Annotated in this window: 29 protein-coding genes; 15 read left to right on the top strand and 14 right to left on the bottom strand. The window is 67.7% G+C overall.

Features of this window, described 5'->3' with window-relative positions; all coding sequences use genetic code 11:
- Positions 1-2: 2 nt before the first annotated feature.
- Positions 3-884 (bottom strand): LysR family transcriptional regulator, encoded by an 882-nt coding sequence (locus AC3IPM_RS02405; protein WP_489302336.1) that lies wholly within the window; start codon positions 882-884, stop codon positions 3-5.
- 95 nt (positions 885-979) lie between these two features.
- Between AC3IPM_RS02405 and AC3IPM_RS02410 the strand changes: the two genes are divergently transcribed.
- From AC3IPM_RS02410 to AC3IPM_RS02420, 3 genes are all read left to right on the top strand, one after another.
- Positions 980-1390: a DoxX family protein gene (locus AC3IPM_RS02410; RefSeq protein ID WP_489302337.1), complete on the top strand. Its 411-nt coding sequence runs from the start codon at positions 980-982 to the stop codon at positions 1388-1390.
- A gap of 37 nt (positions 1391-1427) precedes the next feature.
- Entirely contained in the window at positions 1428-2225 is a 798-nt protein-coding gene (locus tag AC3IPM_RS02415) for a dioxygenase family protein (RefSeq protein WP_489302338.1), read from the top strand.
- A gap of 66 nt (positions 2226-2291) precedes the next feature.
- Positions 2292-3935 carry a Na+/H+ antiporter gene (locus AC3IPM_RS02420; protein WP_489302339.1) on the top strand — a complete coding sequence of 548 codons (1644 nt, stop codon included), beginning with the start codon at positions 2292-2294 and terminating at the stop codon, positions 3933-3935.
- Between the two features lie 43 nt (positions 3936-3978).
- Here the strand turns inward: AC3IPM_RS02420 and AC3IPM_RS02425 are convergent, their stop codons facing one another.
- A complete protein-coding gene (locus AC3IPM_RS02425; protein WP_489302340.1) occupies positions 3979-4230 on the bottom strand; it encodes a DUF3297 family protein in 252 nt (83 codons plus the stop codon).
- Between the two features lie 137 nt (positions 4231-4367).
- On the opposite strand from AC3IPM_RS02425, the gene AC3IPM_RS02430 reads away from it, so the two are divergent.
- Positions 4368-4910, top strand: a complete 543-nt coding sequence (locus tag AC3IPM_RS02430; RefSeq protein WP_489302341.1) for a DUF6630 family protein — start codon at positions 4368-4370, stop codon at positions 4908-4910.
- A 47-nt stretch (positions 4911-4957) separates the two neighbouring features.
- Here the strand turns inward: AC3IPM_RS02430 and AC3IPM_RS02435 are convergent, their stop codons facing one another.
- From AC3IPM_RS02435 to msrB, 5 genes are all read right to left on the bottom strand, one after another.
- The gene (locus tag AC3IPM_RS02435; protein ID WP_489302342.1) at positions 4958-5242 is read right to left on the bottom strand and encodes a DUF4031 domain-containing protein; all 285 of its coding nucleotides are present in this window, start codon (positions 5240-5242) and stop codon (positions 4958-4960) included.
- Positions 5243-5253: 11 nt separating this feature from the next.
- Positions 5254-5751: a hypothetical protein gene (locus AC3IPM_RS02440; protein ID WP_489302343.1), complete on the bottom strand. Its 498-nt coding sequence runs from the start codon at positions 5749-5751 to the stop codon at positions 5254-5256.
- Positions 5752-5835: 84 nt separating this feature from the next.
- Positions 5836-6792, bottom strand: a complete 957-nt coding sequence (gene motB, locus AC3IPM_RS02445; protein WP_489302344.1) for a flagellar motor protein MotB — start codon at positions 6790-6792, stop codon at positions 5836-5838.
- 9 nt (positions 6793-6801) lie between these two features.
- Positions 6802-7656 carry a flagellar motor stator protein MotA gene (gene motA / locus AC3IPM_RS02450; RefSeq protein ID WP_489302345.1) on the bottom strand — a complete coding sequence of 285 codons (855 nt, stop codon included), beginning with the start codon at positions 7654-7656 and terminating at the stop codon, positions 6802-6804.
- Between the two features lie 92 nt (positions 7657-7748).
- On the bottom strand, positions 7749-8216 hold the full coding sequence (msrB, locus tag AC3IPM_RS02455; RefSeq protein WP_489302346.1) for a peptide-methionine (R)-S-oxide reductase MsrB: 468 nt from the start codon (positions 8214-8216) through the stop codon (positions 7749-7751).
- A 141-nt stretch (positions 8217-8357) separates the two neighbouring features.
- Here msrB and AC3IPM_RS02460 point away from each other — a divergent pair, with 141 nt between their 5' ends.
- Positions 8358-8786, top strand: coding sequence for a classical arabinogalactan protein 4 (locus AC3IPM_RS02460; RefSeq protein ID WP_489302347.1), 429 nt, complete (start codon positions 8358-8360; stop codon positions 8784-8786).
- Between the two features lie 171 nt (positions 8787-8957).
- Entirely contained in the window at positions 8958-9140 is a 183-nt protein-coding gene (locus AC3IPM_RS02465; RefSeq protein ID WP_489302348.1) for a lana protein, read from the top strand.
- 63 nt (positions 9141-9203) lie between these two features.
- On the opposite strand, the gene AC3IPM_RS02470 is transcribed toward AC3IPM_RS02465, so the two are convergent.
- A complete protein-coding gene (locus tag AC3IPM_RS02470; RefSeq protein ID WP_428710746.1) occupies positions 9204-9683 on the bottom strand; it encodes an Lrp/AsnC ligand binding domain-containing protein in 480 nt (159 codons plus the stop codon).
- A 149-nt stretch (positions 9684-9832) separates the two neighbouring features.
- On the opposite strand from AC3IPM_RS02470, the gene AC3IPM_RS02475 reads away from it, so the two are divergent.
- A complete protein-coding gene (locus tag AC3IPM_RS02475) occupies positions 9833-11143 on the top strand; it encodes a D-amino acid dehydrogenase (protein WP_489302349.1) in 1311 nt (436 codons plus the stop codon).
- Complete coding sequence (alr, locus tag AC3IPM_RS02480) at positions 11122-12198, top strand: alanine racemase (protein WP_489302350.1); 1077 nt, start codon at positions 11122-11124, stop codon at positions 12196-12198. The genes AC3IPM_RS02475 and alr overlap by 22 nt, the downstream gene beginning before the upstream one ends.
- A gap of 66 nt (positions 12199-12264) precedes the next feature.
- Here the strand turns inward: alr and AC3IPM_RS02485 are convergent, their stop codons facing one another.
- Entirely contained in the window at positions 12265-12831 is a 567-nt protein-coding gene (locus AC3IPM_RS02485; RefSeq protein WP_489302351.1) for a DUF3016 domain-containing protein, read from the bottom strand.
- A gap of 165 nt (positions 12832-12996) precedes the next feature.
- Between AC3IPM_RS02485 and AC3IPM_RS02490 the strand changes: the two genes are divergently transcribed.
- Both AC3IPM_RS02490 and AC3IPM_RS02495 read left to right on the top strand, forming a co-directional pair.
- Complete coding sequence (locus tag AC3IPM_RS02490; RefSeq protein ID WP_489302352.1) at positions 12997-15048, top strand: hybrid sensor histidine kinase/response regulator; 2052 nt, start codon at positions 12997-12999, stop codon at positions 15046-15048.
- A 78-nt stretch (positions 15049-15126) separates the two neighbouring features.
- The gene (locus AC3IPM_RS02495; protein ID WP_489302353.1) at positions 15127-15417 is read left to right on the top strand and encodes a DUF3247 family protein; all 291 of its coding nucleotides are present in this window, start codon (positions 15127-15129) and stop codon (positions 15415-15417) included.
- A gap of 76 nt (positions 15418-15493) precedes the next feature.
- Here the strand turns inward: AC3IPM_RS02495 and AC3IPM_RS02500 are convergent, their stop codons facing one another.
- Positions 15494-15757 carry a hypothetical protein gene (locus AC3IPM_RS02500; protein WP_489302354.1) on the bottom strand — a complete coding sequence of 88 codons (264 nt, stop codon included), beginning with the start codon at positions 15755-15757 and terminating at the stop codon, positions 15494-15496.
- Between the two features lie 154 nt (positions 15758-15911).
- Here AC3IPM_RS02500 and AC3IPM_RS02505 point away from each other — a divergent pair, with 154 nt between their 5' ends.
- From AC3IPM_RS02505 to AC3IPM_RS02515, 3 genes are read left to right on the top strand one after another with little or no spacing between them, the layout of a single operon-like run.
- The gene (locus AC3IPM_RS02505) at positions 15912-17039 is read left to right on the top strand and encodes a class I SAM-dependent methyltransferase (RefSeq protein WP_489302355.1); all 1128 of its coding nucleotides are present in this window, start codon (positions 15912-15914) and stop codon (positions 17037-17039) included.
- Positions 17036-17755, top strand: coding sequence for a pseudouridine synthase (locus tag AC3IPM_RS02510; protein ID WP_489302356.1), 720 nt, complete (start codon positions 17036-17038; stop codon positions 17753-17755). The genes AC3IPM_RS02505 and AC3IPM_RS02510 overlap by 4 nt, the downstream gene beginning before the upstream one ends.
- Complete coding sequence (locus tag AC3IPM_RS02515; RefSeq protein WP_489302357.1) at positions 17752-18438, top strand: HAD family hydrolase; 687 nt, start codon at positions 17752-17754, stop codon at positions 18436-18438. The genes AC3IPM_RS02510 and AC3IPM_RS02515 overlap by 4 nt, the downstream gene beginning before the upstream one ends.
- A gap of 156 nt (positions 18439-18594) precedes the next feature.
- Here the strand turns inward: AC3IPM_RS02515 and fabB are convergent, their stop codons facing one another.
- Both fabB and fabA read right to left on the bottom strand, forming a co-directional pair.
- On the bottom strand, positions 18595-19803 hold the full coding sequence (fabB, locus tag AC3IPM_RS02520; RefSeq protein WP_489302358.1) for a beta-ketoacyl-ACP synthase I: 1209 nt from the start codon (positions 19801-19803) through the stop codon (positions 18595-18597).
- On the bottom strand, positions 19803-20318 hold the full coding sequence (gene fabA / locus AC3IPM_RS02525) for a 3-hydroxyacyl-[acyl-carrier-protein] dehydratase FabA (RefSeq protein ID WP_489302360.1): 516 nt from the start codon (positions 20316-20318) through the stop codon (positions 19803-19805). Before fabA ends, fabB begins: the two co-directional genes overlap by 1 nt.
- 229 nt (positions 20319-20547) lie before the next feature.
- On the opposite strand from fabA, the gene dinB reads away from it, so the two are divergent.
- A complete protein-coding gene (gene dinB, locus AC3IPM_RS02530; RefSeq protein WP_489302361.1) occupies positions 20548-21630 on the top strand; it encodes a DNA polymerase IV in 1083 nt (360 codons plus the stop codon).
- Between the two features lie 48 nt (positions 21631-21678).
- Here the strand turns inward: dinB and AC3IPM_RS02535 are convergent, their stop codons facing one another.
- Positions 21679-22599 (bottom strand): MBL fold metallo-hydrolase, encoded by a 921-nt coding sequence (locus AC3IPM_RS02535; RefSeq protein ID WP_489302363.1) that lies wholly within the window; start codon positions 22597-22599, stop codon positions 21679-21681.
- 49 nt (positions 22600-22648) lie between these two features.
- Positions 22649-23287: an NAD(P)-dependent oxidoreductase gene (locus AC3IPM_RS02540; RefSeq protein WP_489302364.1), complete on the bottom strand. Its 639-nt coding sequence runs from the start codon at positions 23285-23287 to the stop codon at positions 22649-22651.
- Between the two features lie 97 nt (positions 23288-23384).
- Here AC3IPM_RS02540 and AC3IPM_RS02545 point away from each other — a divergent pair, with 97 nt between their 5' ends.
- Positions 23385-24287, top strand: coding sequence for a LysR family transcriptional regulator (locus AC3IPM_RS02545; RefSeq protein WP_489302365.1), 903 nt, complete (start codon positions 23385-23387; stop codon positions 24285-24287).
- Positions 24288-24334 lie beyond the last annotated feature (47 nt).

Raw genomic sequence — 24334 nt, forward strand, 5'->3', positions numbered from 1 at the left:
GCTTACGCCAACGCCTCCACCAGGTAGTCGATGAAACTGCGCACTTTCGGGGCCAGGTGGTTGCGGCTGGTGTAGACCGCGAAGATCCCGATCGGTGGCACATCCCAGTCCGGCAGCACACGCTGCAGGCGGCCGTCGGCCAGCGCGTCGTCCACCAGGAAATCCGGCTGCACGATGATCCCCATGCCCGCAATGGCCGCTTCGCGCAGCACGTCGCCGTTGTTCGCGCGTACGCCGCCCTGGATCGCCACCGACACTTCCCCGCGCGGTCCGCGCAGCTGCCAGCTGTCACCGCCGCCCCAGTAGGCGTAGTTCAGGCACTCATGGCCGGCCAGGTCTTCGGGCTGCTGCGGGTCGCCATGGCGGGCCAGGTAGGCCGGTGCCGCGCACAGGCGGATCTGGGACTCGGCGAGCTTGCGGGCGATCAGCGCCGGGCCGGGTTGGCGCGTGATGCGGATCGCCACGTCATAGCCTTCTTCCACCATGTCCACCAGGCGGTCGGACAGCGACAGGTCCAGCCGCACCTGCGGGTAGCGCTGACGGTAGCCGGCCAGCACCGGCCCCAGCCGGGCGATGCCGTAGCTGACCGGCGCGTTGACCCGCAGCGTGCCCGATGGCTCCAGCGCCTGCGCACCGATGCTGGCTTCCAAGGCATCGAACTGCGCCAACAGCTGCACACATTGTGCGTAGTACGCCGCGCCCGTGCTGGTCGGGCTCACACGGCGCGTCGTACGGTTGAGCAGGCGCGTGGACAGGCGCTTCTCCAGCGCTGCGATCTGCCGGGTGACCCCGGCCGTGGACATGTCCAGCGCCTGCGCGGCCGCGCTGAAGCCATTGCGCTCCACCACCGCCACGAACACCCGCATGGCTTCCAAGGTATCCATTGTTGCGATTCCTGTAATAAATAACGCCAGTTGATCGTATTTATCGCCAACAACAAGCGCAATAACCTGTCCGCACTGAATCCCCGAGGTGTCCCATGTCCGCCCATCCTGTCCGCACCCCCGCGCTTGCCCCCTACGGTGCCACGCTCCTGCGCTGGGCGCTCGGCGGCCTGTTCCTGGTGCATGGCCTGACCAAGCTGCTGGTGTTCACCCCGGCCGGCACCGCCGCCTACTTCGAATCGCTCGGCTTGCCCGGCGCACTCGGCTACCTGGCGATGGTCGGCGAGCTGGGCATCGCCGCGGCGCTGCTGCTCGGCGTGTACGCGCGCTGGATCGGGCTGCTCGGCGTGCCGCTGCTGCTGGGCACCATCGTCAGCGTGCACGGCGCCAATGGCTTCAGCTTCGCCAACCCCGGCGGAGGCTGGGAGTACCCGGCGTTCTGGGCGCTGGCCCTGCTGGTGCTGTTCTGCATCGGCGACGGCAAGTGGACGCTGGTCTCGCGTTGAATCGCTGCAATACCCGTCATCCCCTGTGGAGAGTGTGATGTCCCGTCTGCCTTCGCTGTATATCTCGCACGGTTCGCCGATGACCGCGCTCAACCCGGGTCTGGTCGGCGAGCGTCTGGCCGCGCTGGCGGCCACGTTGCCGCGTCCGCGCGCCATCGTGATGGCGTCGGCGCATTGGCTGACCCGCCAGCCGGTGGTCGGTGGGCATCGGCAACCGCCCACCATCCACGACTTCGGTGGCTTCCCGCAGGCGTTGTTCGACCTGCAGTACCCCGCGCCGGGCGATCCGGCGCTGGCGGCCGAGGTCGCCGCGCGGCTGGGTGCGGCCGGCCTGCCGACGGTGATCGACCCGGACCGCGGCCTGGATCACGGCGCCTGGGTGCCGCTGCGCTTCCTGTACCCGCAGGCCGATATCCCGGTCGTGCCGCTGGCGATCCAGCCCATGCTCGGCCCGGCGCATCAGCTGGCCCTGGGCCGTGCGCTGGCGCCGCTGCGTGATCAGGGCGTGCTGGTGATCGGCTCGGGCAGCATCACCCACAACCTGCACGACTGGGGCAACTACGCGCAGGGCAAGGAAGCGCCGTATGTGCGGCCCTTCATCGAATGGGTGGAGCAGCGGCTGCTGGCCGACGACAGCGCGGCCCTGCTGGACTACCGCCGCCAGGCACCGCATGCCGAGCGTGCGCATCCCACCGATGAGCACCTGCAGCCGCTCTACGTTGCGATGGGCGCGGCCGGTGGCGACGCATTGGGCGCGCAGCGCATCGACGCCGGCATCGATGCGGGCTTCCTGGCGATGGACATCTACCGTTTCGACGGCACCGCGAGGGTGTGATAGTTTTTTTGCAGTTTCCGGCGTCGGCTGCGTGCAGCCTCCCCCGCGCCGTCCACTGGAAAATGCATGCATACCATTGAAGTCGTACTGGCGATGCTGGTGGCCGTGGTCGCCAGCGGCTACCTGGTCCGGGTGTTGCCGCTGTCGTTGCCGTTGCCGCTGGTGCAGATCGGCCTGGGCGCGGTCATCGCCGGCGTATTCAACCGCGGCCATGCGCTGGAACCGGAGATGTTCTTCCTGCTGTTCCTGCCGCCGCTGCTGTTCCTGGACGGGTGGCGCATTCCCAAGCAGGGCCTGTTCCGCGACAAGGGCGTGATCCTGGAACTGGCGTTCGGGCTGGTGGTGTTCACCGTGATCGGCGCCGGTTTCCTGATCCACTGGATGATTCCGGTGATGCCGCTGGCGGTGGCCTTCGCCCTGGCGGCCATCATTTCCCCGACCGATCCGGTCGCGGTGGGCTCGATCGCCTCGCGCGCGCCCATTCCCAAGCGGCTGATGCACATCCTGGAAGGCGAGTCGTTGTTGAACGATGCCTCCGGCCTGGTCTGCTTCCGCTTCGCGGTGGCCGCGGTGATGACCGGGACATTCTCGCTGGCCAGCGCGTCGCTGACCTTCGTGTGGGTGGCGGTGGCCGGGCTGGCGATCGGCGTGGCGGTGACGCTGGGGGTGTCCACCTTCCAGCGCTGGCTGTGGCGGCGCTTCGGCGAGGAGCCCGGCGCGGCGCTGCTGGTCAACCTGCTGATTCCATTCGCGGCCTACCTGCTGGCCGAAGAAGCCAATGCCTCGGGCATCCTTTCGGCGGTCGCCGCCGGTATCACCATGAGCTACGTCGAGCTCACCGGTCGCGTCTCGGGCAGCATGCGCGTGCAGCGCGCGGCGGTGTGGGGAATGCTGCAGTTCAGCTTCAACGGCATCATGTTCGTGCTGCTCGGTGAGCAGCTGCCGGGCATCGTCGAGCGTGCGATCACCACGGTCAGCGAGAGCGGCCATCACAGTGCATGGTGGCTGCTGGTCTATGTGGTGGTGATCAACCTGGCGCTGGTGCTGCTGCGGTTGGCCTGGGTGTGGCTGTCGCTGCGCTGGAGCCTGCTGCGCGCGCGTCATCGTGGCGAAGTGCGGCAGGGCACGCCGTGGCGGGTGGTGGTGGCGACCTCGGTGGCCGGCGTGCGCGGAGCGATCACCCTGGCCGGTGTGCTCACCCTGCCGTTGTTTCTGCCCGACGGCAGTGCGTTCCCGGCACGCGACCTGGTGATCTTCCTGGCCGCCTCGGTGATCCTGGTCTCGCTGGTCGCGGCCAGCCTGGCGTTGCCACGGCTGCTGAAGGGGCTGGAACTACCGGCCGATTCGGGCGAGCGCAAGGCCGAGGACCTGGCCCGCAAGCTGGCCGCCAAGGCGGCGTTGGCCGGGGTGGAACGCACGCGCCAGCAGCTGGTGCAGAACCAGACCACCGAGAACGTGCAGCTGTACAACGACGCCGCCTCGCGGGTCAGCCTGCTGTACCAGCGCAATCTGGAAAAGGAGAACGGACCGGATGCCGATCCTGAGAAGGTGCAGCGGATGGAGCAGGGTTACCGCCAGCTGCGCAGCGCCGGGTTGACTGCCGAGCGCGAGGAACTGTTCCGGCTGACCCGGCGCGGCAAGATTTCCGACGAGGTCTCGCGCAAGCTGATCCGCAACCTGGACCTGCTGGAAACCCGGCAGCGCGATTGAACGGTCGCCCGACCCAGGGTCGGGCGCCATCGCGCAGGCCGGATCAGGCCTCCGGCTTCTGGTCCAGGAAGTAGGCCACCACGGTGCCCTTGATCTTGATGGTCATCGGGTTGCCACGACGGTCGCGGGCCTTGCCGGCCTGCACGCGGATCCAGCCTTCGCTGACCGAATATTCCTCAACGTTGTCGCGCTCGACCTCGTTGAAACGGATGCCGACCCCACGCTCCAGCGCGGCGGCATCGTGGAAGGGGCTGGCCGGGTTGATCGCCAGGTGATCGGGAGGGGTATCGCTCATGGTCATCGGGTACTGGCGACCACCACGGCCGCCTTCTTGGCGTACAGGATAAACCGCGCGGCGCCCGCCACCGAATTTCGCTTCCTGCCCACGCCCATGCGCGTCAGAATGGCGGTCTGTCTCCAGGAACGCCCCCCATGCCCGACAACAGCGATTATTTCGACTTCGAAGAAGAGGAACGCGATTTCGAAGAGGACGACTTCGAGGCGCGGGTCTGGAATCTGCTGGTGATGATCAACCCGGGCGATGAGGAACTGGCGCTGCAGCAGTTCAACCGCTGGCGCGAGGCGCTGCTGGAAAGTGGCGAGGAACTCGATGAAGAAGCCGATTGGCTGCCGCCGCTGTTGACCGCCATCGCCTGGCAGTCCGGTTTCGAGGTGGAGCGTGAGGATGCCGATGCGTTGATGTCGGCGGTCAACGAGCTGTCCGCGCGCTGGAACCTGCAGCTGGACTGGGGTGGCGACCTGGACGATGAGGATTTCGCCGCCAAGGCCGACGGCGTGCAGCTGATGAGCACGGCCTTTGATCGCCTGCGCGAGCAGAACTACACGCTGTGGAGCGTGGATGCGGGCAATGCGGGCTTCACCGGCTGGATGGCGCTGAGCCGCGACGACGATGCGATGCTGGCGCTGTGCTCGCTGTTGAACGTGGAAGTCCGCCTGGGCAGCGATCCGTTCTGAGTGGCGGCGGGGTTGAGTACCGACCAACGGTCGGTACCCACCGCGCATCAATCGTCGGACGGCGTGTACTGGGTCCGGGCGTTGGCGATCACGGTTTTGACCAGGGCCCGGTCGGTGTGCCGTGAGATGGCCTGGGCGCCGAGTGCGATGGCCTGGCCGCGCAGCGGGGACGGAATGTCGTAGTGCGCACCGCTTGGGCGGTTCTGGAACGCCCGCCGCGGGATCCCGAGCTGCGCCGCCATGGCGTGCAGCTCGGGCAGGGTGTCGGCCATCAGATGCGCCCAGCGCTCACCGCGCCAGGGATGTACCGCATCGTCGATATAGACCGTCACCGGGGCCGCGATCAGCCCTTGGGCTGTGCGTCGGCGTCGGCCGGGGCGGCCTCGGCAACCGGGGCGTCTTCGGCCACGGCGTCGGCCTGCTCAGTCACCGCGTCGCCTTCGGCGGCGTCTTCGTCTTCCACGCCTTCGAACTCGGACACCAGCTGGGACAGGTATTCCTCGGCGGTCTTGCCTTCATCGGCGGCCAGGTCGTCGATCAGCTGCTGCAGCTGGGTCGAGTATTCCAGGGTGACCTTGCGGCCTTCCTTCTCCTGCACATTGGACAGGTGCTTGAGCATGGCCAGCATCGGCACCGGATTGTCGGCGTTGCCCATGGTCTGGCCGCCGATGGCCAGCAGCCATTCGGTGCCCTGCAGGCCGATCGCGGCCACGACCTGACCCTCTTCGTTCTGCAGGACGGCGTGGTTCTGCACCGGCTGCTGGGCGTTGAGGCGGTTGATCGGGCGCTTGGGCTGCAGCTTCTTGCGCTTGTCGCGCTTGGCCTTGGACTGCTTGGACATGATGGTGGGGTCTTCGTATAAACGGAAAGACCCATTGTAGTGCCGGCCGCCGGCCGGCTCCTAGACTTGCCGCCGGGCGCGGGCTCAGCGCCCGGCGCCCGGCGTGGCCACCGGCCCCTGTGCGGCGTGGATGTCCGGGTCGGCGGTGGTCGGTGACAGCGCCACTTCCTGGCCGGCCCCGGCCAGCGCGGCGGCTTCAGCGGCCTGGGTCATCACCACGATGCTGATGCGGCGGTTGATCGGGTTGTCCGGTTGGGTCTTGTCGAACAGCACCGACGACGACAGCCCGACCACCCGGGTGACCTTCTCTTCGCTCATGCCGCCATCGAGCAGGGCCCGGCGCGCGGCATTGGCGCGGTCGGCGCTGAGCTCCCAGTTGCTGTAGCCGTGGGCGGCGGTGTAAGCGGTGATGTCGGTATGCCCGGTGATGCTGATCCGGTTCGGCACGTGGTTGATGAACTGCGACAGCTCGCGCAGGATCTCGCGCGTGTACGGCTTGAGCGTGGCGCTGCCGACGTCGAACATCGGCCGGTTCTGCTTGTCCACGATCTGGATGCGCAGGCCTTCCGGGGTCAGGTCCAGCAGCAGCTGGTCCTTGAACGGCTCCAGCGCCTGGCTCTTGCTGATGGCCTCTTCCAGTTCCTGCTTGAGCGCCTCGAGCTGCTGCTTTTCGCGCTCGCGATCGGTCTGTGGGATCGGCTTGGCGGTCTGCTGGTTCTGGAACGGGTCGTTGCTGTTGCCGCGCGAGATATCGGTGGCGCCGCCCAGTTTGATCATCGAGGTGCTGGCCCCGCCCGGGCCGGCCATGCCCGGCGCCGGGGTCGAACTCTGCCCGCTGAGCGGGCTGGGGTTGCGGAAATACTCGGAGATCGCCGCGCGCTCGGGCTTGGTGGTGGCGGCCATCAGCCACAGCACCAGGAAGAAGGCCATCATCGCGGTCACGAAGTCGGCATAGGCAACCTTCCAGGCGCCGCCATGATGGGCGGCGTGGCCGGCCTTCTTGACCCGGCGGACGATGACGGTGGGTTTGTTCTCGGCCATGGCGCTGCCTTACTTGACCGTCTTGAGGTGTTGTTCGAACGCGCTGAAGCCCGGGCGTACCGACGAGGGCAGGGTCTTGCGGGCGAATTCCAGCGCGATTTTCGGGTTGTAGCCGCGCAGGCAGGCCAGCAGGGCGGTCTTGACCGACTCGTAGATGCGGCTGTCCTGCTCGGCGCGGGCTTCCACGGCGGCGGCCAGCGGGCTGACGAAGCCGTAGGCCAGCAGGATGCCCAGGAAGGTACCCACCAGCGCACCGGCCACGTGCGCGCCGACTTCGGTGATTTCCCCGCCGATCGAGCCCATCGTGATCACGATGCCCAGCACCGCGGCCACGATGCCGAAGCCGGGCAGGCCGTCGGAGACCTTGTTGAGCACGGCCGAGGGCTGCATCGCCTCGGCGTGGTGCTTCTCCAGCTCCATCTCCAGCAGCGGTTCCAGTTCGTGCGGCTCGATGTTGCTGCCGATCATCAGGCGCAGGCAGTCGGTGATGAAGTCGACCAGGTGGTGGTCGGCCTGCACTTTGGGGTAGTTGGCGAAGATCGCACTTTCCGCCGGGCGCTCGACATGGTCTTCCAGCGCCATGAAGCCCTCGCGGCGGGCCTTGTTGAGCAGTTCGTAAAGCAGGCTGAGGACGTCGATGTAGTCCTGCTGCTTGTAGCGCGGGCCCTTGAACACGCCCACGGTGGCCTGCAGGGTCTGCTTGACGGTCTTGATCGGGGTGCCGACCAGGAACGCGCCCAGCGCCGCGCCCCCGATGATGACCAGTTCGTAGGGCTGCCACAGTGCTGCCAGCTTGCCATGCGCGCCGACGTAGCCGCCGAGCACGCTGACGATGACGATGATGAATCCAACGAAGATGAGCATGGGGCCGGCGCGGAGTAGGGGATACCACCTTGTCGGCCCCGGCACCGGGTTTCTGAAGGGTGCCCTTCGCTCAATGTCACACTTTTTCGGATTCAGCCCGCCGGTTGGGCCTCGGCCCCGCCGCGCTGCAGCGGGTCTGGATAGGCCTCGCCGTTGGGGGTGAAGGCCAGCGAGACCGAATTCAGGCAGTGCCGCTCATGGGTCGGCGGCGGGCCGTCGGGGAAGACATGGCCGAGATGGCTGTCACATCGCGCGCAGACGATCTCGGTGCGGACCATGCCATGGCTGATGTCACGGATCTCGCGCACGTGGGCGGCATCGAACGGGGCGAAGAAGCTCGGCCAGCCGGTGCCGGAGTCGAATTTGGTGCTGGAGCGGAACAGCGGCAGCCCGCACAGGCGGCAGCCGTAGACCCCGTCCTGCTTGTTGTCCAGGAACACCCCGCAGAACGGTGCCTCGGTGCCGTGATGCAGCAGCACCCGCTGTTCGTCGGCATTGAGACCGCCGATCAGGGCCTGGCGCTGGGCGTCGCTGGGGGGAGACAGGTCGAAGGCGGTCATGGCGGTTCCTCTTGGCAGTCTGTTCAAGATTGGGCCACGGGCCGGAACCTTCAAGCGGGCCACCGCGCAGGCCGCCGCGTTCATGGCGCCGATACCTGCCCGCGCGCATGGTGGGGGCCTGTTCCCCTGCCGAGGCTGGCCATGACCCGTTTCCTTGCCCCGTGCCTGGCCGCCGCGCTGCTGGCGGGCCTGCCGCTGGCCGCCAGCGCGCAGATCGGCCCGCCGCCCGACCCCACCCGGACCCGCCCGGTGCTGATGCCCTCGCCCGCGCCGACCCCGTTGCCCACCCCCGTGCGGCCGGCCCCGGCCGACAGCCTGTCCGGCGAACTGGCGCCGGTGAAATCGAATTCGCAGATTCAGCAGCAGTTGCGGACCGCGCCGATCCAGAGCGAAGGGCCTTCGCGCGCGCCGCCGATCCAGGGGCCGGTGGTGCAGCAGAAGGTGTATGACCGTAACGGGCGGATCATCCCCGGTGCCAAGCAGGTGGGCCCCAACCGGGTGCTCGACACGCGCACCGGCAAGTACTACGACGCCGTGCCCAGCGCCGGCGGGCAGCAGATCAAACCCTGAGCTGCCGCGTGCGGTGATCGGCATCTGAACACTGCACAACCCGCACCGCGCAGTCATCTGCATCAACGCATCGGCTCACTGCTTTTTCGCCTGCGATTAACTGTTTTTGCCGGACCCTGTGCGTGCGCCGACATGCGGCGTATTCCAAGGTTTTTCGACAAGAGTGCAATCATGACCAACCAGCAGAACCAGAAGGGCGGCAAGATGCCGCAGGAACAGCAGGGCAGTCAGCACCAGAAGGCCGGCCAGCAGAACCAGCAGAACCAGCAGAACCAGCAGCAGTGGGACCAGCAGAACCCCAAGGGTGGCAAGCAGCAGGAGCAGCGCAACCCGGACCCCAAGCAGCAGCGCTGACGCGTTGACGGCAACCTCGACAGGGCGGTGCGCACTCGCGCGCCGCCTTTTGCGTTGGGGCGGTCAGTCCGGGATGGGCAGGGTCAAGGTCTCCTTGACCTCTTCCATCACGATGTAGCTCTTGGATTCGCGCACATGCGGCAGGGTCAGCAGGGTGCTGCCGAGCAGTTTGCGGTAGGAGGCCATTTCGCTGATGCGGGCCTTCAGCAGATAGTCGAAATCGCCCGAGACCAGGTGGCACTCCAGCACGTTGGGCAGCTTCAGCGCCGCGCGCCGGAACTCTTCGAAGATGTCGCCGGATTTGTAGGCCAGGCTGATCTCCACGAACACCAGCAGGCTGGCCTTGAGGTAGTGCGGATCGAGCTTGGCGTAGTAGCCGGTGATGGCGCCATCGCGCTCCAGCCGGCGCACCCGCTCGGTACACGGGGTGGTGGACAGGCCGACCCGCTCGCCCAGTTCGGTGAAGGAGATGCGGCCCTCGTCCTGCAGGATGCGCAGGATCTTGCGGTCGATCTTGTCCAGCTCGCGCGGGCGTGCGGCCATGGGGGTGAGCCTGTCGAATGGGTTTGCAGGACAATACCCTGCCATCACTCCTAAAAACAGGCGAAATGATTGGTTTGGCCGGAATATACTTCCGCAATTATGGTCCCGGCACGCTCCAGTGCAGGGAATGATCGGGTTGGAGAAGTGTCATGCGCGTTCTAGTCCTTGGCAGTGGGGTAATCGGCACGACCAGTGCCTGGTACCTGCGGCAGGCCGGGTTTGAAGTCACGGTCGTGGACCGCCAGCCCGCTCCGGCGCTGGAAACCAGTTTCGCCAACGCCGGGCAGCTGTCGTTCGGCTACACCTCGCCGTGGGCCGCGCCCGGCGTACCGCTCAAGGCGGTCAAATGGCTGTTCTCCGAACACGCCCCGCTGGCCATCCGCCCCGGCCTGGACTGGCACCAGTACCGCTGGCTGGCGCAGATGCTGCGCAACTGCACCCATGAACGCTATGCGATCAACAAGGCGCGCATGGTGCGCATGTCCGAGTACAGCCGCGACTGCCTGAACGAGCTGCGCACACAGACCGGCATCGAATTCGAAGGCCGCGACCTGGGCACCACCCAGCTGTTCCGCACCCAGCAGCAGCTGGACGCCTCGGCGCAGGACATCGAGGTGCTGGCGCAGTACGGCGTGCCCTACGAACTGCTCGACCGCGCCGGCATCATCGCCCACGAACCGGCGCTGGCCGCGGTGGCCGATACGCTGGTGGGCGCGCTGCGCCTGCCGCGCGACCAGACCGGCGACTGCCAGCTGTTCACCCGCCGCTTGGCGCAGATGTGCGTGGATGCCGGGGTCGAGTTCCGCTTCGACCAGGACATCGCCGCGCTGCAGACCGATGGCGACCGCATCACCGGCGTGCGCATCGACGGCCAGCTGGAAACCGCCGACCGCTACGTGGTCGCGCTGGGCAGCTATTCGCCTTCGCTGGTTGATCCGCTGGGCCTGCGCCTGCCGGTGTACCCGCTGAAGGGCTACTCGCTGACCCTGCCGATCACCCACCCGGACATGGCGCCCACCTCGACCATCCTGGATGAGAGCTACAAGGTGGCCGTGACCCGTTTCGACGACCGCATCCGCGTGGGCGGCATGGCCGAGGTGGGCGGGTTCGACCTGTCGCTGGACCCGCGCCGCCGCGCCACGCTGGAAAAGGTGGTGCGCGACCTGTACCCGCACGGCGGCGATCTGTCGCGCGCCGAGTTCTGGACCGGGCTGCGCCCGGCCACCCCGGACGGTACCCCGGTGATCGGCGCCACGCCGTACCGCAACCTGTTCCTCAACACCGGCCACGGCACGCTGGGCTGGACCATGGCCTGCGGTTCGGGCCGCTACCTGGCCGACCTGATCAGCGCGCGCCAGCCGCAGATCAGCACCGAAGGCCTGGATATCTTCCGCTACGGCCACCACGCCGCTTCCGTCCGCCACAGTGAGCCCAAAGCATGCGCCCAGCCCGCGCGTTGATCGACCTTGACGCGTTGCGCGCCAACTTCCGCCTGGCCCGTGAACTCGGTGGCGGCCGCAAGACGCTGGCCGCGGTCAAGGCCGATGCCTACGGCCACGGCGCGGTGGCCTGTGCGCAGGCGCTGCAGGACGACGCCGATGCGTTCGGTGTGGCCTGCATCGAAGAAGCGCTGCAGCTGCGCGAGGCCGGCATCACCGCGCCGATCCTGCTGCTGGAAGGTTTCTTCGACGCCGACGAACTGCCGTTGATCGTGCAGCACGACCTGTGGTTCGCGGTGGCGGCACCGTGGCAGGTGGAGGCGGTGCTGGCGTTCGCGACCAGCGCCACGCTCACCATCTGGCTGAAGCTGGACAGCGGCATGCATCGTCTGGGCCTGTCGCCGGCCGATTTCCGCGCCGCGCATGCGCAGTTGAGTGCGCTGCCGCAGGTGGGGCCGATGGTGCTGATGAGCCACATGGCGCGCGCCGATGAGCTGGACAGCCCGCGTACCCGCGAGCAGGCCGCTACCTTCGCGGCGGCCATCGAAGGCCTGGCCGGTGAAACCAGCCTGTGCAACTCGCCGGCCCTGCTGGGCTGGCCGGACGTGCGCAGCGACTGGGTGCGCCCGGGCCTGATGCTGTACGGGGCCAACCCGTTGCAGGCGCACAGCGCGCTCACCGAGCGGCTGCGCCCGGTCATGACCATGCAATCGAAGATCTTCGCCGTGCGCGAGATCGGCGTCGGTGAGCCGGTGGGCTATGGCGCACGCTTCGTCGCCGAACGCCCCACCCGGGTGGGCGTGGTGGCGCTGGGTTATGCCGATGGCTATCCGCAGTTCGCACCCAACGGCACCCCGCTGCTGGTGGACGGCGTGCCCGCTGCGCTGATCGGGCGGGTCTCGATGGACATGCTCACCGTGGACCTCACCGACCTGCCGCAGGCTGGCATCGGCAGCACCGTGACCCTGTGGGGCGAATCGCCGCGGATGGATGTACTGGCACCGCTGTGCGGGGTCAGCGCGTATCAGCTGCCGTGCGCGGTCAAGCGCGTGCCGCACGTCCATCTGGGGCGCTGAGGCCCACGCCGGACACGAAAAAGGCGGCGCATCTGCGCCGCCTTTTTCGTGTCCGCACCGCCAGGATCAGTTGCTGGCGGTGGCCGGCGCGCGCAGATCGCGCTGGATCCAGTCATCCAGCAGCTGCTTTTCATAGCGCAGCGGATCGGTGTCGCGTTGCAGCCCGATGTTGTGCAGGTAGCCGCTGTCCTGCAGTTTGCGTTCGCCCTGCGCGATCACCTGGCCCTGTGCATCGGTCAGGGTATAGGTGAGTGCGATGCGCGGCGGGTAGATGTCGCGCAGGATGCGGATATCGGTGCCGCGCGCGCCGTGCCACGGCTCGTAATCACCGGCACGCTTGATGTCGGTGAGGGTCACGTCCAGGGTCTGGCCCGGCTGCAGCTGCTTGCCGGCCTTGGTCTGCACATACTTTGCCAGCTGCTGCACCCAGTCACCGCGCTCGGCTTCGAAGCGGTTGGTGCTTTGACGGATTTCGCTGAACTGGGCCGGATCGGTCCATTGCACCTTCACCGGGCCATCGCCGGCCAGCGCGCGCGGCGCCTGCGGGTCGGTCACGGTGCGCGGTGCGGCACTGGCGCAGCCGATCACCAGCAGGCAGGCCAGGACACCGGCCACCAAGGGTTTGCGGTTCATGACAACTCCTCGAACGCGATCACAGACGGGATCAGGTAATCAGTGTGATCCTGATCCGGGAATGGGACAATTGCCATTCGCGCCAGGGCGCTTCCCGGTTGCCGCGAATTCACCTACGTCAATCCCACCCATGGCGCTTGACGCTACGAATACGCGCTCTGGAAGATGCTGTATCCCTCTGTTTCGCCAGTTGCCCCATTGACGCCCTTGCCCAGCCTGCCCACTTCCACGCTAGAACGCCCTCCCTTCGTGGCTTTTACGTCGGACCCTGCGTTGCACCGGGGTGTGCTGGAGCGGATGAATGCGGGGTTCTGCATCATCGAGGTGATCTTCGAAGGGGCCGAGGCGGTGGATTACCGCTTCCTGGAAGTCAACGACGCCTTCGAGCGCAATACCGGCATGATCAATGCCCGTGGCCAGCGCATGCGTGCGCTGCAGCCCGAGCATGAGGGTGACTGGTACCGCATCTACGGCGAGGTGGCGCTGACCGGGCATGCGCAGCAGTTCGAGATGGAAGCGCGTGCATTGGGCCGCTGGTACTCGGTGGAGGCGGTGCAGGTCGGCGACCCGGGCGACCACCGGGTGGCGATCCTGTTCTTCGATGTGACCCATCGCAAGCAGATCGAAGTGGAGCTGGCCGAAAGCGAAGCGCGTTTCAGCGCGTTGGCCGACGGCCTGCCGATGCCGGTGTGGGTGCTGGACGAGCGCGGCCACGCCCGTTTCGTCAACAGTGCTTTCACCGAGTTCTTCGGCGGTGACGAACAGCGCGTGCCGGACGACGTCTGGCGCGGCCTGGTGCATCCCGACGATGCCTCGGTGTTCGATTACGAACTGCAGGAAGCGCTCAAGGCGCAGCGGTCGATGCACGCGCTGGTGCGTGCGCGGCGCGCCGATGGCCAATGGCGCTGGCTGGAGATGAATGCACGGCCGCGGTTCTCGCGCATGGGGCATTTCATCGGCCTGGCCGGCAGCAGCCCGGATGTCACCGACCGGCGCGAAATCGAAATGGCGCGCGAGGAGCTGCTGCAGTCCGAGCGCGCCGCGCGCAGTGCCGCGGAAAATATGGCGCGGTTGAAGGATGAATTCCTGGCCACGTTGTCGCACGAGCTGCGCACGCCGCTGACCACCATCCTGGGCTGGAGCGAACTGCTGCTGCAACGGGTGGACGACAGCAGCCCGCTGTACAAGGGGTTGGGCGTGATCGCCAACAGTGCGATGGCGCAGAAACGCCTGATCTCGGACATGCTCGACCTGAGCAGCATGCTGCTGGGCAAGGTCCAGCTGGAAGTGGAAGTGCTGGACCTGCGCACCCAGCTGGCCGAGGCCATGCGCGCGCAGGAGCTGGTGGCCGAGGGCAAGGCACTGGACATGAGCCTGGTGCTGCCCGAAGCACCGGCGCTGGTGCTCGGCGATGCCACGCGCCTGCAGCAGGTGCTGTGGAACCTGCTCTCCAATGCCATCAAGTTCACCCCGGCCGAAGGCACCGTGATCGTGACCCTGGCCACCGATGGCGGGCACTGGTCGATCAGCGTGGCCGATTCCGGCGACGGCATCCCACCGGATTTCCTGCGCCACCTGTTCAGCCGGTTCCGCCAGGCCGATGGCACCACCACCCGCCGCCATGGCGGGCTGGGGCTGGGCCTGGCGATCGCCCAGCAACTGGTGGAACTGCACGGCGGTGCGGTGGCGGCCAGCAGCGAAGGCCATGGCCGCGGCGCCACCTTCACCGTGCGCCTGCCGGCCTACCAGCCGCAGGCCGATGGCCGGCCGCTGCGCGAAGTGTTCAGTGGCCCGATCAACGAACAGGTGATCGAGCCGTTCCCGCTCAAGGGCCTGCACCTGCTGGCCGTGGAAGACCAGCCCGAAGTGCTGGAATACCTGCGCCGGCTGCTGGAGGAGCAGGGCGCGGAAGTGACCGCGGCCGCTTCGGCGGGCGAGGCGCTGGCCCTGCTCGATCAAGGCGGCCACGCCGGCATCGATGTGCTGCTCACCGACATCGGCATGCCGGGCATGGATGGCTACGGGCTGGTGCGCACCCTGCGCGAGGACATCGGCGTGGAAGCGCAGGTCCTGCCGGCCGTGGCGGTGACCGCGCTGGCCCGCGCCGACGACCGCAAGCGCGCGCTGGCGTCGGGTTTCCAGGAACATGTGGCCAAGCCCTACTCGGTGGCCCAGCTGGTGTCAGCGGTGCGCAGCGTGCTGGCGGCCAAGCGCTAGCGTCCGCGGTTCAGCGGCTCTTGCCGACCCGTTGACGGCGCTGCGCGCAGACTGGCGGCGTACGCCACAGGAGTTTCCATGTCCCGCTACGCCCCCAGCATCCATACCGATCCGGCCCGGATCGCCGCCCTGGAAGCCCTGCTGCCGCAGTTGCACGGCCAGACCCAGGTGGAGATCACCCTGGACGACGGCAGTCGCCTGCTTGGCACCGTCGCCGTGCAGCCCACCGTGCAGCAGTACCGCGATGCCGAGGAAAACGAAGGCAGCAACGGCCAGCTGCGCCTGGACGACCTGGATACGCCGGTGCAGCAGCACCTGGTGTGGCTGGACCGGATCGCAGCGGTGCGCCAGCTGCCGCCACGCGAGTAGGGCGGCCGCAATGAAAACGCCCGGCGCAGGCGCCGGGCGAGGGAGGGCGGGGAGGGGCGGCGGGGGGCCGTTCCGGTCAGTGCTCGAACAGCTCCGGCTGGGCCTCGAAACGGCGCGCGTAGGCGCGTTCGTCGGCCACCCGCGCCACTTCGTCATCGGCCATGTCCGGCGCGCCATACACGGCGTAGGCCACGGTCCCGTCGGCCTGCTTGCCCACCTGGTGCAGCCGGTAGCGCGAGTGCCCACCGCCGGTGTCCTGCGGGTAATGCACGGGCGGCAGGGCGCCCTCCATGTCCATTTCGCTGTTGTCGACCACGCCACCGACGAACAATGCGCGCATGAGGCCTCTCCGTTGCAAGTGAGCCTCCACCCTGACGGTTGGCGTGTTGGCAGGGCATCAAAGTGGCGTTGAATAAACGCAAAGCGACCGCCGGGCCGGGCGGGTCGGGGCGAACCGGTAGAATGGCGCATCCCTTTCAAGATGTGCCCCCCGCATGGCTGCCCAGCACGACGCTCCCCTGGAAACCCTGTTCCTGCCCTTCGCCAGTGGCGTGCTGTCCTGGCCCAGCGGCCCGGTGCTGTTCCTGCGCGCACGCGATGGCTGGCCGCTGCGCGAGCATGCGCAGCCGGCGCAGCTGGTCTGCGAGCAGAGCTTCCGCCCGTTTGCCGACGCCCTTCAGGCCAGTGGCTGGACCGTGCGCGAGGAGCAGCAGCTGGCTGCCGATACCACCCGCTACGCCGTGGTGCTGGTGCTGCCGCCGCGCCAGCGTGAGGAAGCCCGTGCGCTGTTCGCGCGTGCGCTGGCGCTGACCGCCCCGGGCGGGATCGTGGTGGCCTGCCAGCACAACAATGAAGGCGCGCGCTCCGGCGAAAGCGACCTGCAGCAGCTGGCCGGCCTGGGCGGCAAGCTCGCCAAGAACCATTGCCGCACGTTCTGGACCGCGCCGTTGAACGGCCAGCACGACGCCGCGCTGGCCCAGCGCTGGGAAGCGCTGGATGCCCCGCGCGCGATCCTCGGCGGGCGTTTCCAGAGCCGCCCGGGCATTTTTGCCTGGGACCGCATCGACCCGGCCTCGGCGCTGCTGGTTGAACAGCTGCCGGCCGAGCTGAGCGGCCATGGCGCCGACCTGGGGTCGGGTTTCGGCTACCTGTCGGCCGAAGTACTGGCGCGCTGCCCCGGCGTGACCGGGCTGGACCTGTACGAGGCCGAAGGCCGCGCCCTGGCCCTGGCCCGCGAAAACCTGGGCAAGCTGGGCAAGCCGGCGACGCTGGCCTACCACTGGCAGGACGTGACCGCCGGGATCGAGGCCACGTACGACTTCATCGTCACCAACCCGCCGTTCCACACCCCCTCGCGCGCCGACCGTCCCGACATCGGCCAGCGTTTCATCGCCGTGGCGGCGCAGGCGCTGCGCCCGGGCGGGCGGATGTGGCTGGTGGCCAACCGCCACCTGCCGTACGAGCAGATCCTCAATGAGAGCTTCGGCCAGGTGCGCGTGGCCGCCGAGCGCGACGGCTTCAAGCTGATCGAAGCGACCAAGATGAAGCAGGCGCCGGTCCGGGCCCGGGAAACGCCGCGCAGCAAGGACGCGCCGCGCGGCCGTAACTGGGACCGCGCATGAAGCTGGTCAAGCTGCTGGCCAACCTGGGCTACGGCAGCCGCAAGCAGGTGCAGCTGATGTTCCGCGAAGGCCGCGTCACCAATGCGGAAGGCGACGTGCTGTACGCCGACGACGCGGTGGGCCATGAGGCGATCCGTGTCGATGGCGAGCCGCTGGACCCGCCGCAGGGGCTGACCCTGATGCTGCACAAGCCGCGCGGCTACACCTGTTCGACCAAGGACAAGGGCCGGCTGATCTATGACCTGCTGCCGCCGCGCTACCGCGAACGCGCACCGGTGCTGTCATCGGTGGGCCGTCTGGACCGCGACACCAGCGGCCTGCTGCTGATGACCGACGACGGCGCGCTGTTGCACCGGATCGTGTCGCCGAAATCGCGCCTGGACAAAGCCTACGAGGTGACCGTGGCCGAGGACCTGCGCGGCGATGAAACCGCAGGCTTCGCCAGCGGCACGCTGCTGTTGGAGTCCGACGACAAGCCGCTGCTGCCGGCCGAGCTGCGCGTGGATGGGCCGCGCCAGGCGCAGCTGGTGCTGCACGAAGGCCGTTACCACCAGGCCCGGCGCATGTTCGCCGCGGTCGGCAACCACGTCGAGGCACTGCACCGCAGCCGCATCGGTGGGCTGGCACTGGACGGGCTGGGCGAAGGCGAGTGGCGGATGCTGGATGCGGCCGACCTGGACACGTTGTTCAACGGTCATCTGCCTCCACAGCCATGACCGGAATGACCGCGCTGCCGTTCCTGCCCGACGCCGTCATCTTCGACATGGACGGCTTGATGATCGACAGCGAGCGTGTCTCGATCGCGTGCTGGGCACAGGCCGCGCGGGAGCAGCAGCTGCCGTTCGCCGATGACTACTGGTTGCGCATGGTCGGTCTGGGCGATCGTGATTGCGAACGCCTGCTGCTGCAGACGGTGGATGCGCAGCAGGTGGCCGCATTGTTCACGCGTTGCCACGACCTGTACGAGCAGCGCACGCATGCCGGGCTGCCGCTGCGCCCGGGCATCCTGGAACTGCTGCAGCTGCTGCAGGCGCACGAGGTACCGCGTGCGGTGGCGACATCGACGCGGCAACCGCGCGCGTCGCGCAAGCTGGCCGCTACCGGGTTGCTGCCGTTCTTCGAGGTGGTGGTGACCAGCAGCGATGTCAGCCATCCCAAGCCGGCCCCGGATATCTACCTGCTGGCCGCGCAGAAGCTGGGCAAGGACCCGGCACGCTGCCTGGCGCTGGAAGATTCCCCGGCCGGCATCCGCGCCGCCCTGGGCGCGGGAATGACCGCGATCCAGGTGCCGGACCTGGTGCACCCCGACGAGGAACTGCGCGCGCTGGGCCATCGCATCGTGGGCTCGCTGGTGGATGCGCACGCGTTGCTGCTGCCGTTGTTGCCGCTCGCCCGCTGAGACCTCTGCCGCGCGATTGCGCGATTGCGCGATTGCCGAGCATGGCTCGGCACTACCGGTTCTTCGCGCCATGCGTGGCTGCACGTTGACAATGATCCAAAATCCACAAAAAAAGCCCGGCACATGGCCGGGCTTTTTCGTTGTTTCAAGCTGCGATCAGACGCGGCCGAATACCAGTGCCGCGTTGGTGCCGCCAAAGCCGAAGCTGTTGGACATCACCGTGTTCAACTGCGCGGCCTTGCTTTCGCGCACGATCGGGAAGCCTTCCACCAGCGGGTCCAGCTCGCCGATGTTGGCCGAACCGGCAATGAAACCGTCGCGCATCATCAGCAGGCAGTAGATCGCTTCGTGCACGCTGGCGGCACCCAGTGAATGGCCGGACAGCGCCTTGGTCGACGACAGCGGCGGCACCGACTCACCGAACACCTCACGCACCGCCTTCAACTCCGTCACATCGCCCAGCGGGGTCGAGGTGCCGTGCGTGTTGAGGTAGTCGATCGGGGCGGACAGGTTGGCCATCGCCATGTTCATGCAGCGCACCGCGCCTTCACCGGACGGGGCGACCATGTCGGCACCGTCGGAGGTGACGCCGTAACCGACCAGCTCGGCATAGATGCGCGCGCCGCGGGCAACGGCGTGGTCGTAGTCTTCCAGCACCAGCATGCCGCCGCCACCGGCGATGACGAAACCATCGCGGTCCTTGTCATACGGGCGCGAGGCGCTTTCCGGGGTCTCGTTGAAACGGGTCGACAGCGCGCCCATCGCATCGAACATCACGCTCATCGACCAGTGCAGGTCTTCACCGCCACCGGCGAACATCACGTCCTGTGCGCCATGGCGGATCAGGTCGGCGGCCGCGCCGATGCAGTGCGCCGAGGTCGCGCAGGCGGCCGACAGCGAATAGCTCAGGCCTTTGATCTGGAAGGCCGTGGCCAGGCATGCCGACACGGTCGAGCACATCGTACGCGGCACCATGTACGGGCCGACCTTGCGCACGCCACGCGCGCGCAGGATGTCGGCCGATTCCACCTGCCACTGGCTCGAACCACCGCCGGAGCCGGCGATCAGGCCGGTGCGCGGGTTGGCCACCTGCGTGGCGTCCAGGCCGGCGTCGGCGATGGCATCGCGCATGGCGATGTAGGCATAGGCCGAGGCATCGCTCATGAAACGCTTGAGCTTGCGGTCGATCTGCGCGTCCAGGTCCAGCTCGATGTTGCCACCGACGTGGCTGCGCAGGCCGGCTTCGGCGTGGTCGGGCAGGTGGCGGATACCCGCACGGCCCTCACGCAGTGCGCTGGAAACGCTGTCCAGATCGTTGCCAAGGCACGAAGTGATGCCCATTCCGGTAATGACGACGCGACGCATCAGAAGTTCTCTGTGGAGGTGAACAGACCCACTCGCAGGTCTTTGGCGGAATAGATTTCGCGGCCGTCCACCAGCATGCGGGCGTCGGCCTGGGCCATCACCAGCTTGCGGTTGATGACACGGGAGATGTCGATTTCGTAGGTGACCAGCTTGGCCTGCGGCAGCACCTGGCCGGTGAACTTCACCTCGCCACAGCCCAGCGCACGGCCGCGCCCGGGGGCACCCAGCCAGGTCAGGAAGAAGCCGGTGAGCTGCCACATGGCATCCAGGCCCAGGCAGCCGGGCATCACCGGGTCGCCGATGAAGTGGCAGTCGAAGAACCACAGGTCAGGGCGGATATCCAGTTCCGCGCGTACCATGCCCTTGCCATGTGGGCCGCCGTCGTCACGGATGTCGGTGATGCGATCGAACATCAGCATCGGGTCGTTGGGCAGGCGGCCGCTGCCTGGCCCGAACAGTTCGCCGCGGGCACTGGCCAGCAGCTGTTCGCGCGAGAACGCGTTGAGACGAGTCATGGAAAACGCAATCCTGGAATAGTTGCCATCGGGTGAAGCCGGATGCAGCTCGGCTGTCTTGCTCGGATACAAGAGCGCAAGAGTGCAGAGGAAAAGTGATTCAATCAAATGTTTTAACCGTACGCTGGCGTAGTGTTTTCAGCTTGAAAAACGCATGTTGTTGTTATGAAACGACCATACTCAGGCGTGTGGCTGTAATCTTGTTCATCTGAATCCGAACCCTGCCAACGTGTCCGCGCTCCGCAAGATCATTCATGTCGACATGGACGCGTTCTACGCGTCGGTGGAGCAGCGCGACAATCCGTCGCTGCGCGGCAAGCCGGTGGTGGTGGCGTGGCGGGGCGCGCGCTCGGTGGTTTGCGCAGCGTCGTACGAGGCGCGGGTGTTCGGGGTGCGCTCGGCGATGCCGGCAATGCGGGCCGAGCGGCTGTGCCCGGACGCGGTGTTCGTGCCGCCCGATTTCGTGCGTTACAAGGCGGTGTCACGCCAGGTGCGCGAGATATTCCTGCGCCATACCGACCTGGTGGAGCCGTTGTCGCTGGATGAGGCCTACCTGGATGTGACGGTGCACAAGCGCGGATTGGGGGTGGCGACGGAGATCGCCGAGATCATCCGCGCGCAGATCCGCGAGGAGACCGGGCTGACCGCCTCGGCCGGGATCGCGCCGAACAAGTTCCTGGCCAAGATCGCCTCGGACTGGCGCAAGCCGGACGGGCAGTTCGTGGTGCCCCCGCACCGCATCGAACAGTTCCTCACGCCGTTGCCGGTGAACCGGGTGCCCGGGGTGGGCAAGGTGATGGAGGCCAAGCTGACCGAGCTGGGGATTGCCACGGTGGGCGATCTGCGCGCGTTGCCGCTGGAGCAGCTGGAAGCGCGCTTCGGCAGTTTCGGGGTGCGCCTGTACAGCCGCGCGCGCGGCATCGACGAGCGCGCGGTGGAGCCGGACCAGCCGGTGCAGTCGATCTCCTCCGAAGATACGTTCGCCGAAGATCTACCGCTGGAAGCGCTGGAGGCGGCCATCGTGCAGCTGGCGGAGAAGACCTGGCACGCCACGCGCAAGACCGAGCGGGTGGGTCACACCGTGGTGCTGAAGTTGAAGACCGCGCAGTTCCGGATCATCACGCGCAGCTTCACGCCGGAGTCGCCGCCGGAATCGCTGGAGGAACTGCGTGACATCGCCCTGGCGCTGCGCGCACGGGTGGATCTGCCGATGGAAACGCGCTACCGCCTGGTGGGCGTCGGGCTGGGCGGGTTCCGCGAACGCGAGGCGGTGCACCAGCCGGGGTTGTTCGATCATCTCGGCGAGGCCTGAAACGGGCAGCGTTGCACTGCCCGTTTCATCAGCAATGCCGTGCAGGGCTCAGGGCCACTGCATTTCGCCCTTGGCGACCTTGGCACTGAGCTCCAGCGAACTCACCCCGGCCAAGGTCGGGTAGCGCTTCTTCATTGCGTCGATCAACGCATCGGCATTTTTGCTGCGCGCCGTTTCCTGATCGAAGGCACGGATGTAGGCGCCGGTGAAATCAAGCGCGCTGACATCCAGTGCCGCGCCGCTGGCGTAGTGGCCGGGGATGACCCGGGTGGGCTTGAGCGCCTTGATCGTGGCCAGGGTCTTCAACCAGTCCGCATGCGATTGCGCGCTTTGCGTGTCGGCCATCCACACATGTTCACCGGCAACCACCGGGATGCCGCCGAGCACGGTGCGCAGTGCGGGAATCCACACCACGCTGCGGTCCGGGGTGGGGCCGTGCAGGCCGATGATCTTCAGTGGCTGGCCTTCCAGGGTGAGGCTGTCGCCCTGCAGGACCTCCGGGATGAGGATGCGCGCGGGTTTGTCGGCGCCCATCTTCGGCCCCCAGAAGGCGAGCTTGCCGGCCTGGGTGGCGCTGATGTGGGCCACGGTGGGGGCGGTGGCCAGGATGCGCGCCTCGGGGAAGGCGTCGTGCAGGGTGGCCAGGCCGAAGTAGAAGTCCGGATCGCCGTGGCTGATGTAGATGGCGGTGAGGCGCTTGCCGCTGTCGCGGATGCGCTGGACCAGCTGGGCGGCATCGCTGGCGGCGAACTGCGCATCGATGAGGATCGCATCGTGCTGGCCGATGACCAGGGTGGAGGCGACCGAGAACATCGCCTGGTCGCCGGGATGATAGGGCTGTACCGATAGCGCGGCGGGCTGTGGCGTGCTGCTGGACGGCGGCGCGGCGTGCGCGGCGGGGGTCGCCAGCAGCGGGCCGCTGGCCAGGGCCAGGCCGAGCGCCAGGGCGGCGCGGGAAAGCGTGGTCATGTGCGGTGACTCCCTGCAAAGGCCCCGGCGCAAGGCCGGGGCGTGGGGCTCAGTAGGCGACGGTGGCGATCTGGCGCAGGTACTGCGGCTGCTCGATCTCACTCACGAAGGCGTCGGCGTAATCGGCGTAGCTGATCCGGCTGTGGCCCTCGGCGTTGGCCAGGAAAGCCTTGGCCTGGGTGCGGAAGCCACCGCGCTGCGGGCCGGGGCCGATTTCGGCGGCCGGCGAGTAGAAGGTCCAGTCCAGGTTGTCGCTGGCCTGCAGCACCTTCAGCGCTTCACGGTGGGCCAGCGCGACCGGCTTGTAGGCGGCGGGGAAGTTCGGGGTGTCCACCAGCTGCACGCCCGGCGCGACTTCCAGGCTGCCGGCGCCACCGACCAGCACCACCCGGCGCACGCCGGCCTGGCGGGCGGCATCGGCCAGGTGCTGGGCAACCGCGCCCACCTGGGCCGGGGCATCGTCCGGGCGCGGACCGTAGGCGCTGGCCAGCACGTCGTGGCCGGCGATCACCGCAGCCAGGGCGTCGGTGTCGTCCAGCGCGGCCACGGCCAGCTGGGCGCCGTCGAGTTCGGCCGGCAGGTCGGTCTCACGGCGCACGATGGCAGTGACCTGATGGCCGCGGGCGAGGGCCTGGCGGGCGATTTCACGGCCGATGTTGCCGGTGGCACCAACGAGAGCGATTTTCATGGGGGCAGATCCGTTGAGGAAGGAAGGCCAGCGTATGCGCAGAAAACGATACAAAAAACCGCGTATAACGGTCTAATTTGTTGCATGGATCGATCAGATGGACCGCATAACCGCCATGAACGTCTTCGTCGAGGTGGTCGAGCGCGGCAGCCTCACGGCCGCGGCCGATGCGCTGGAGATGTCGCGGGCGATGGTCACCCGCTATCTGGCCGAGGTGGAGCGCTGGCTGGGCGCACGGTTGCTGCACCGGACCACGCGCCGGATCAGCTTGACCGCGCCTGGCGAGGCGGCGCTGCTGCGGTTCCGGCAGATGCTGGCGATCGGCGACGAGCTGCAGGGCGAGCTGGCCACCGAAAATCCCGAACCGCACGGCTTGATCCGGGTGACGGCGAGTGTGTCGTTCGGGCAGATGCACCTGGCGGCGGCCGTGGCCGATTTCGTCAAGCGGCATCCGCTGACGCGGGTGGAGCTGCTGCTGGTGGATCGGGTGGTGAACCTGGTGGAGGAGCGCGTGGATGTGGCGGTGCGCATTTCGCGTGCGATCGATCCGGCGTTGATCGCGCGTTGGCTGGCACCGTGCCGCTCGGTGCTGTGTGCGGCACCGTCGTACCTGGCGGAGCGCGGCATGCCGGGCAGCGCCGACGAACTGGCCGCGCACAACTGCCTGACCCACCACTACGTGGGCAAGAGTGTGTGGCAGCTGCAGCGCGCAGGCCGCTCGATCGCGGTGGCGGTGGGCGGCAACATCAGCGCCAACGAAGCGTCTTTGCTGCTGGAGGCGGTGCGTGCCGGGGCGGGTATCGCGATGCTGCCGACCTACCAGATCGCACCACTGCTGCGCGCCGGTGAACTGATCGAAGTGCTGCCCGATTACGAGGTGGAGGGCCTGGGCATCCACGCGGTGTACGCGTCACGCCGGCAGCTGCCGGCGATCATGCGCAGCTTCCTGGATTTCCTGGTGGAGCGCTTCAGCAGCCCGGCATTCCTGGCGCGGATCTGAGTGGGGTTCAGCGCGGAGGGCGATAATGCGCGCTTGCCAGAAGGAGC

The sequence above is a fragment of the Stenotrophomonas sp. GL_111 genome (assembly GCF_057835245.1).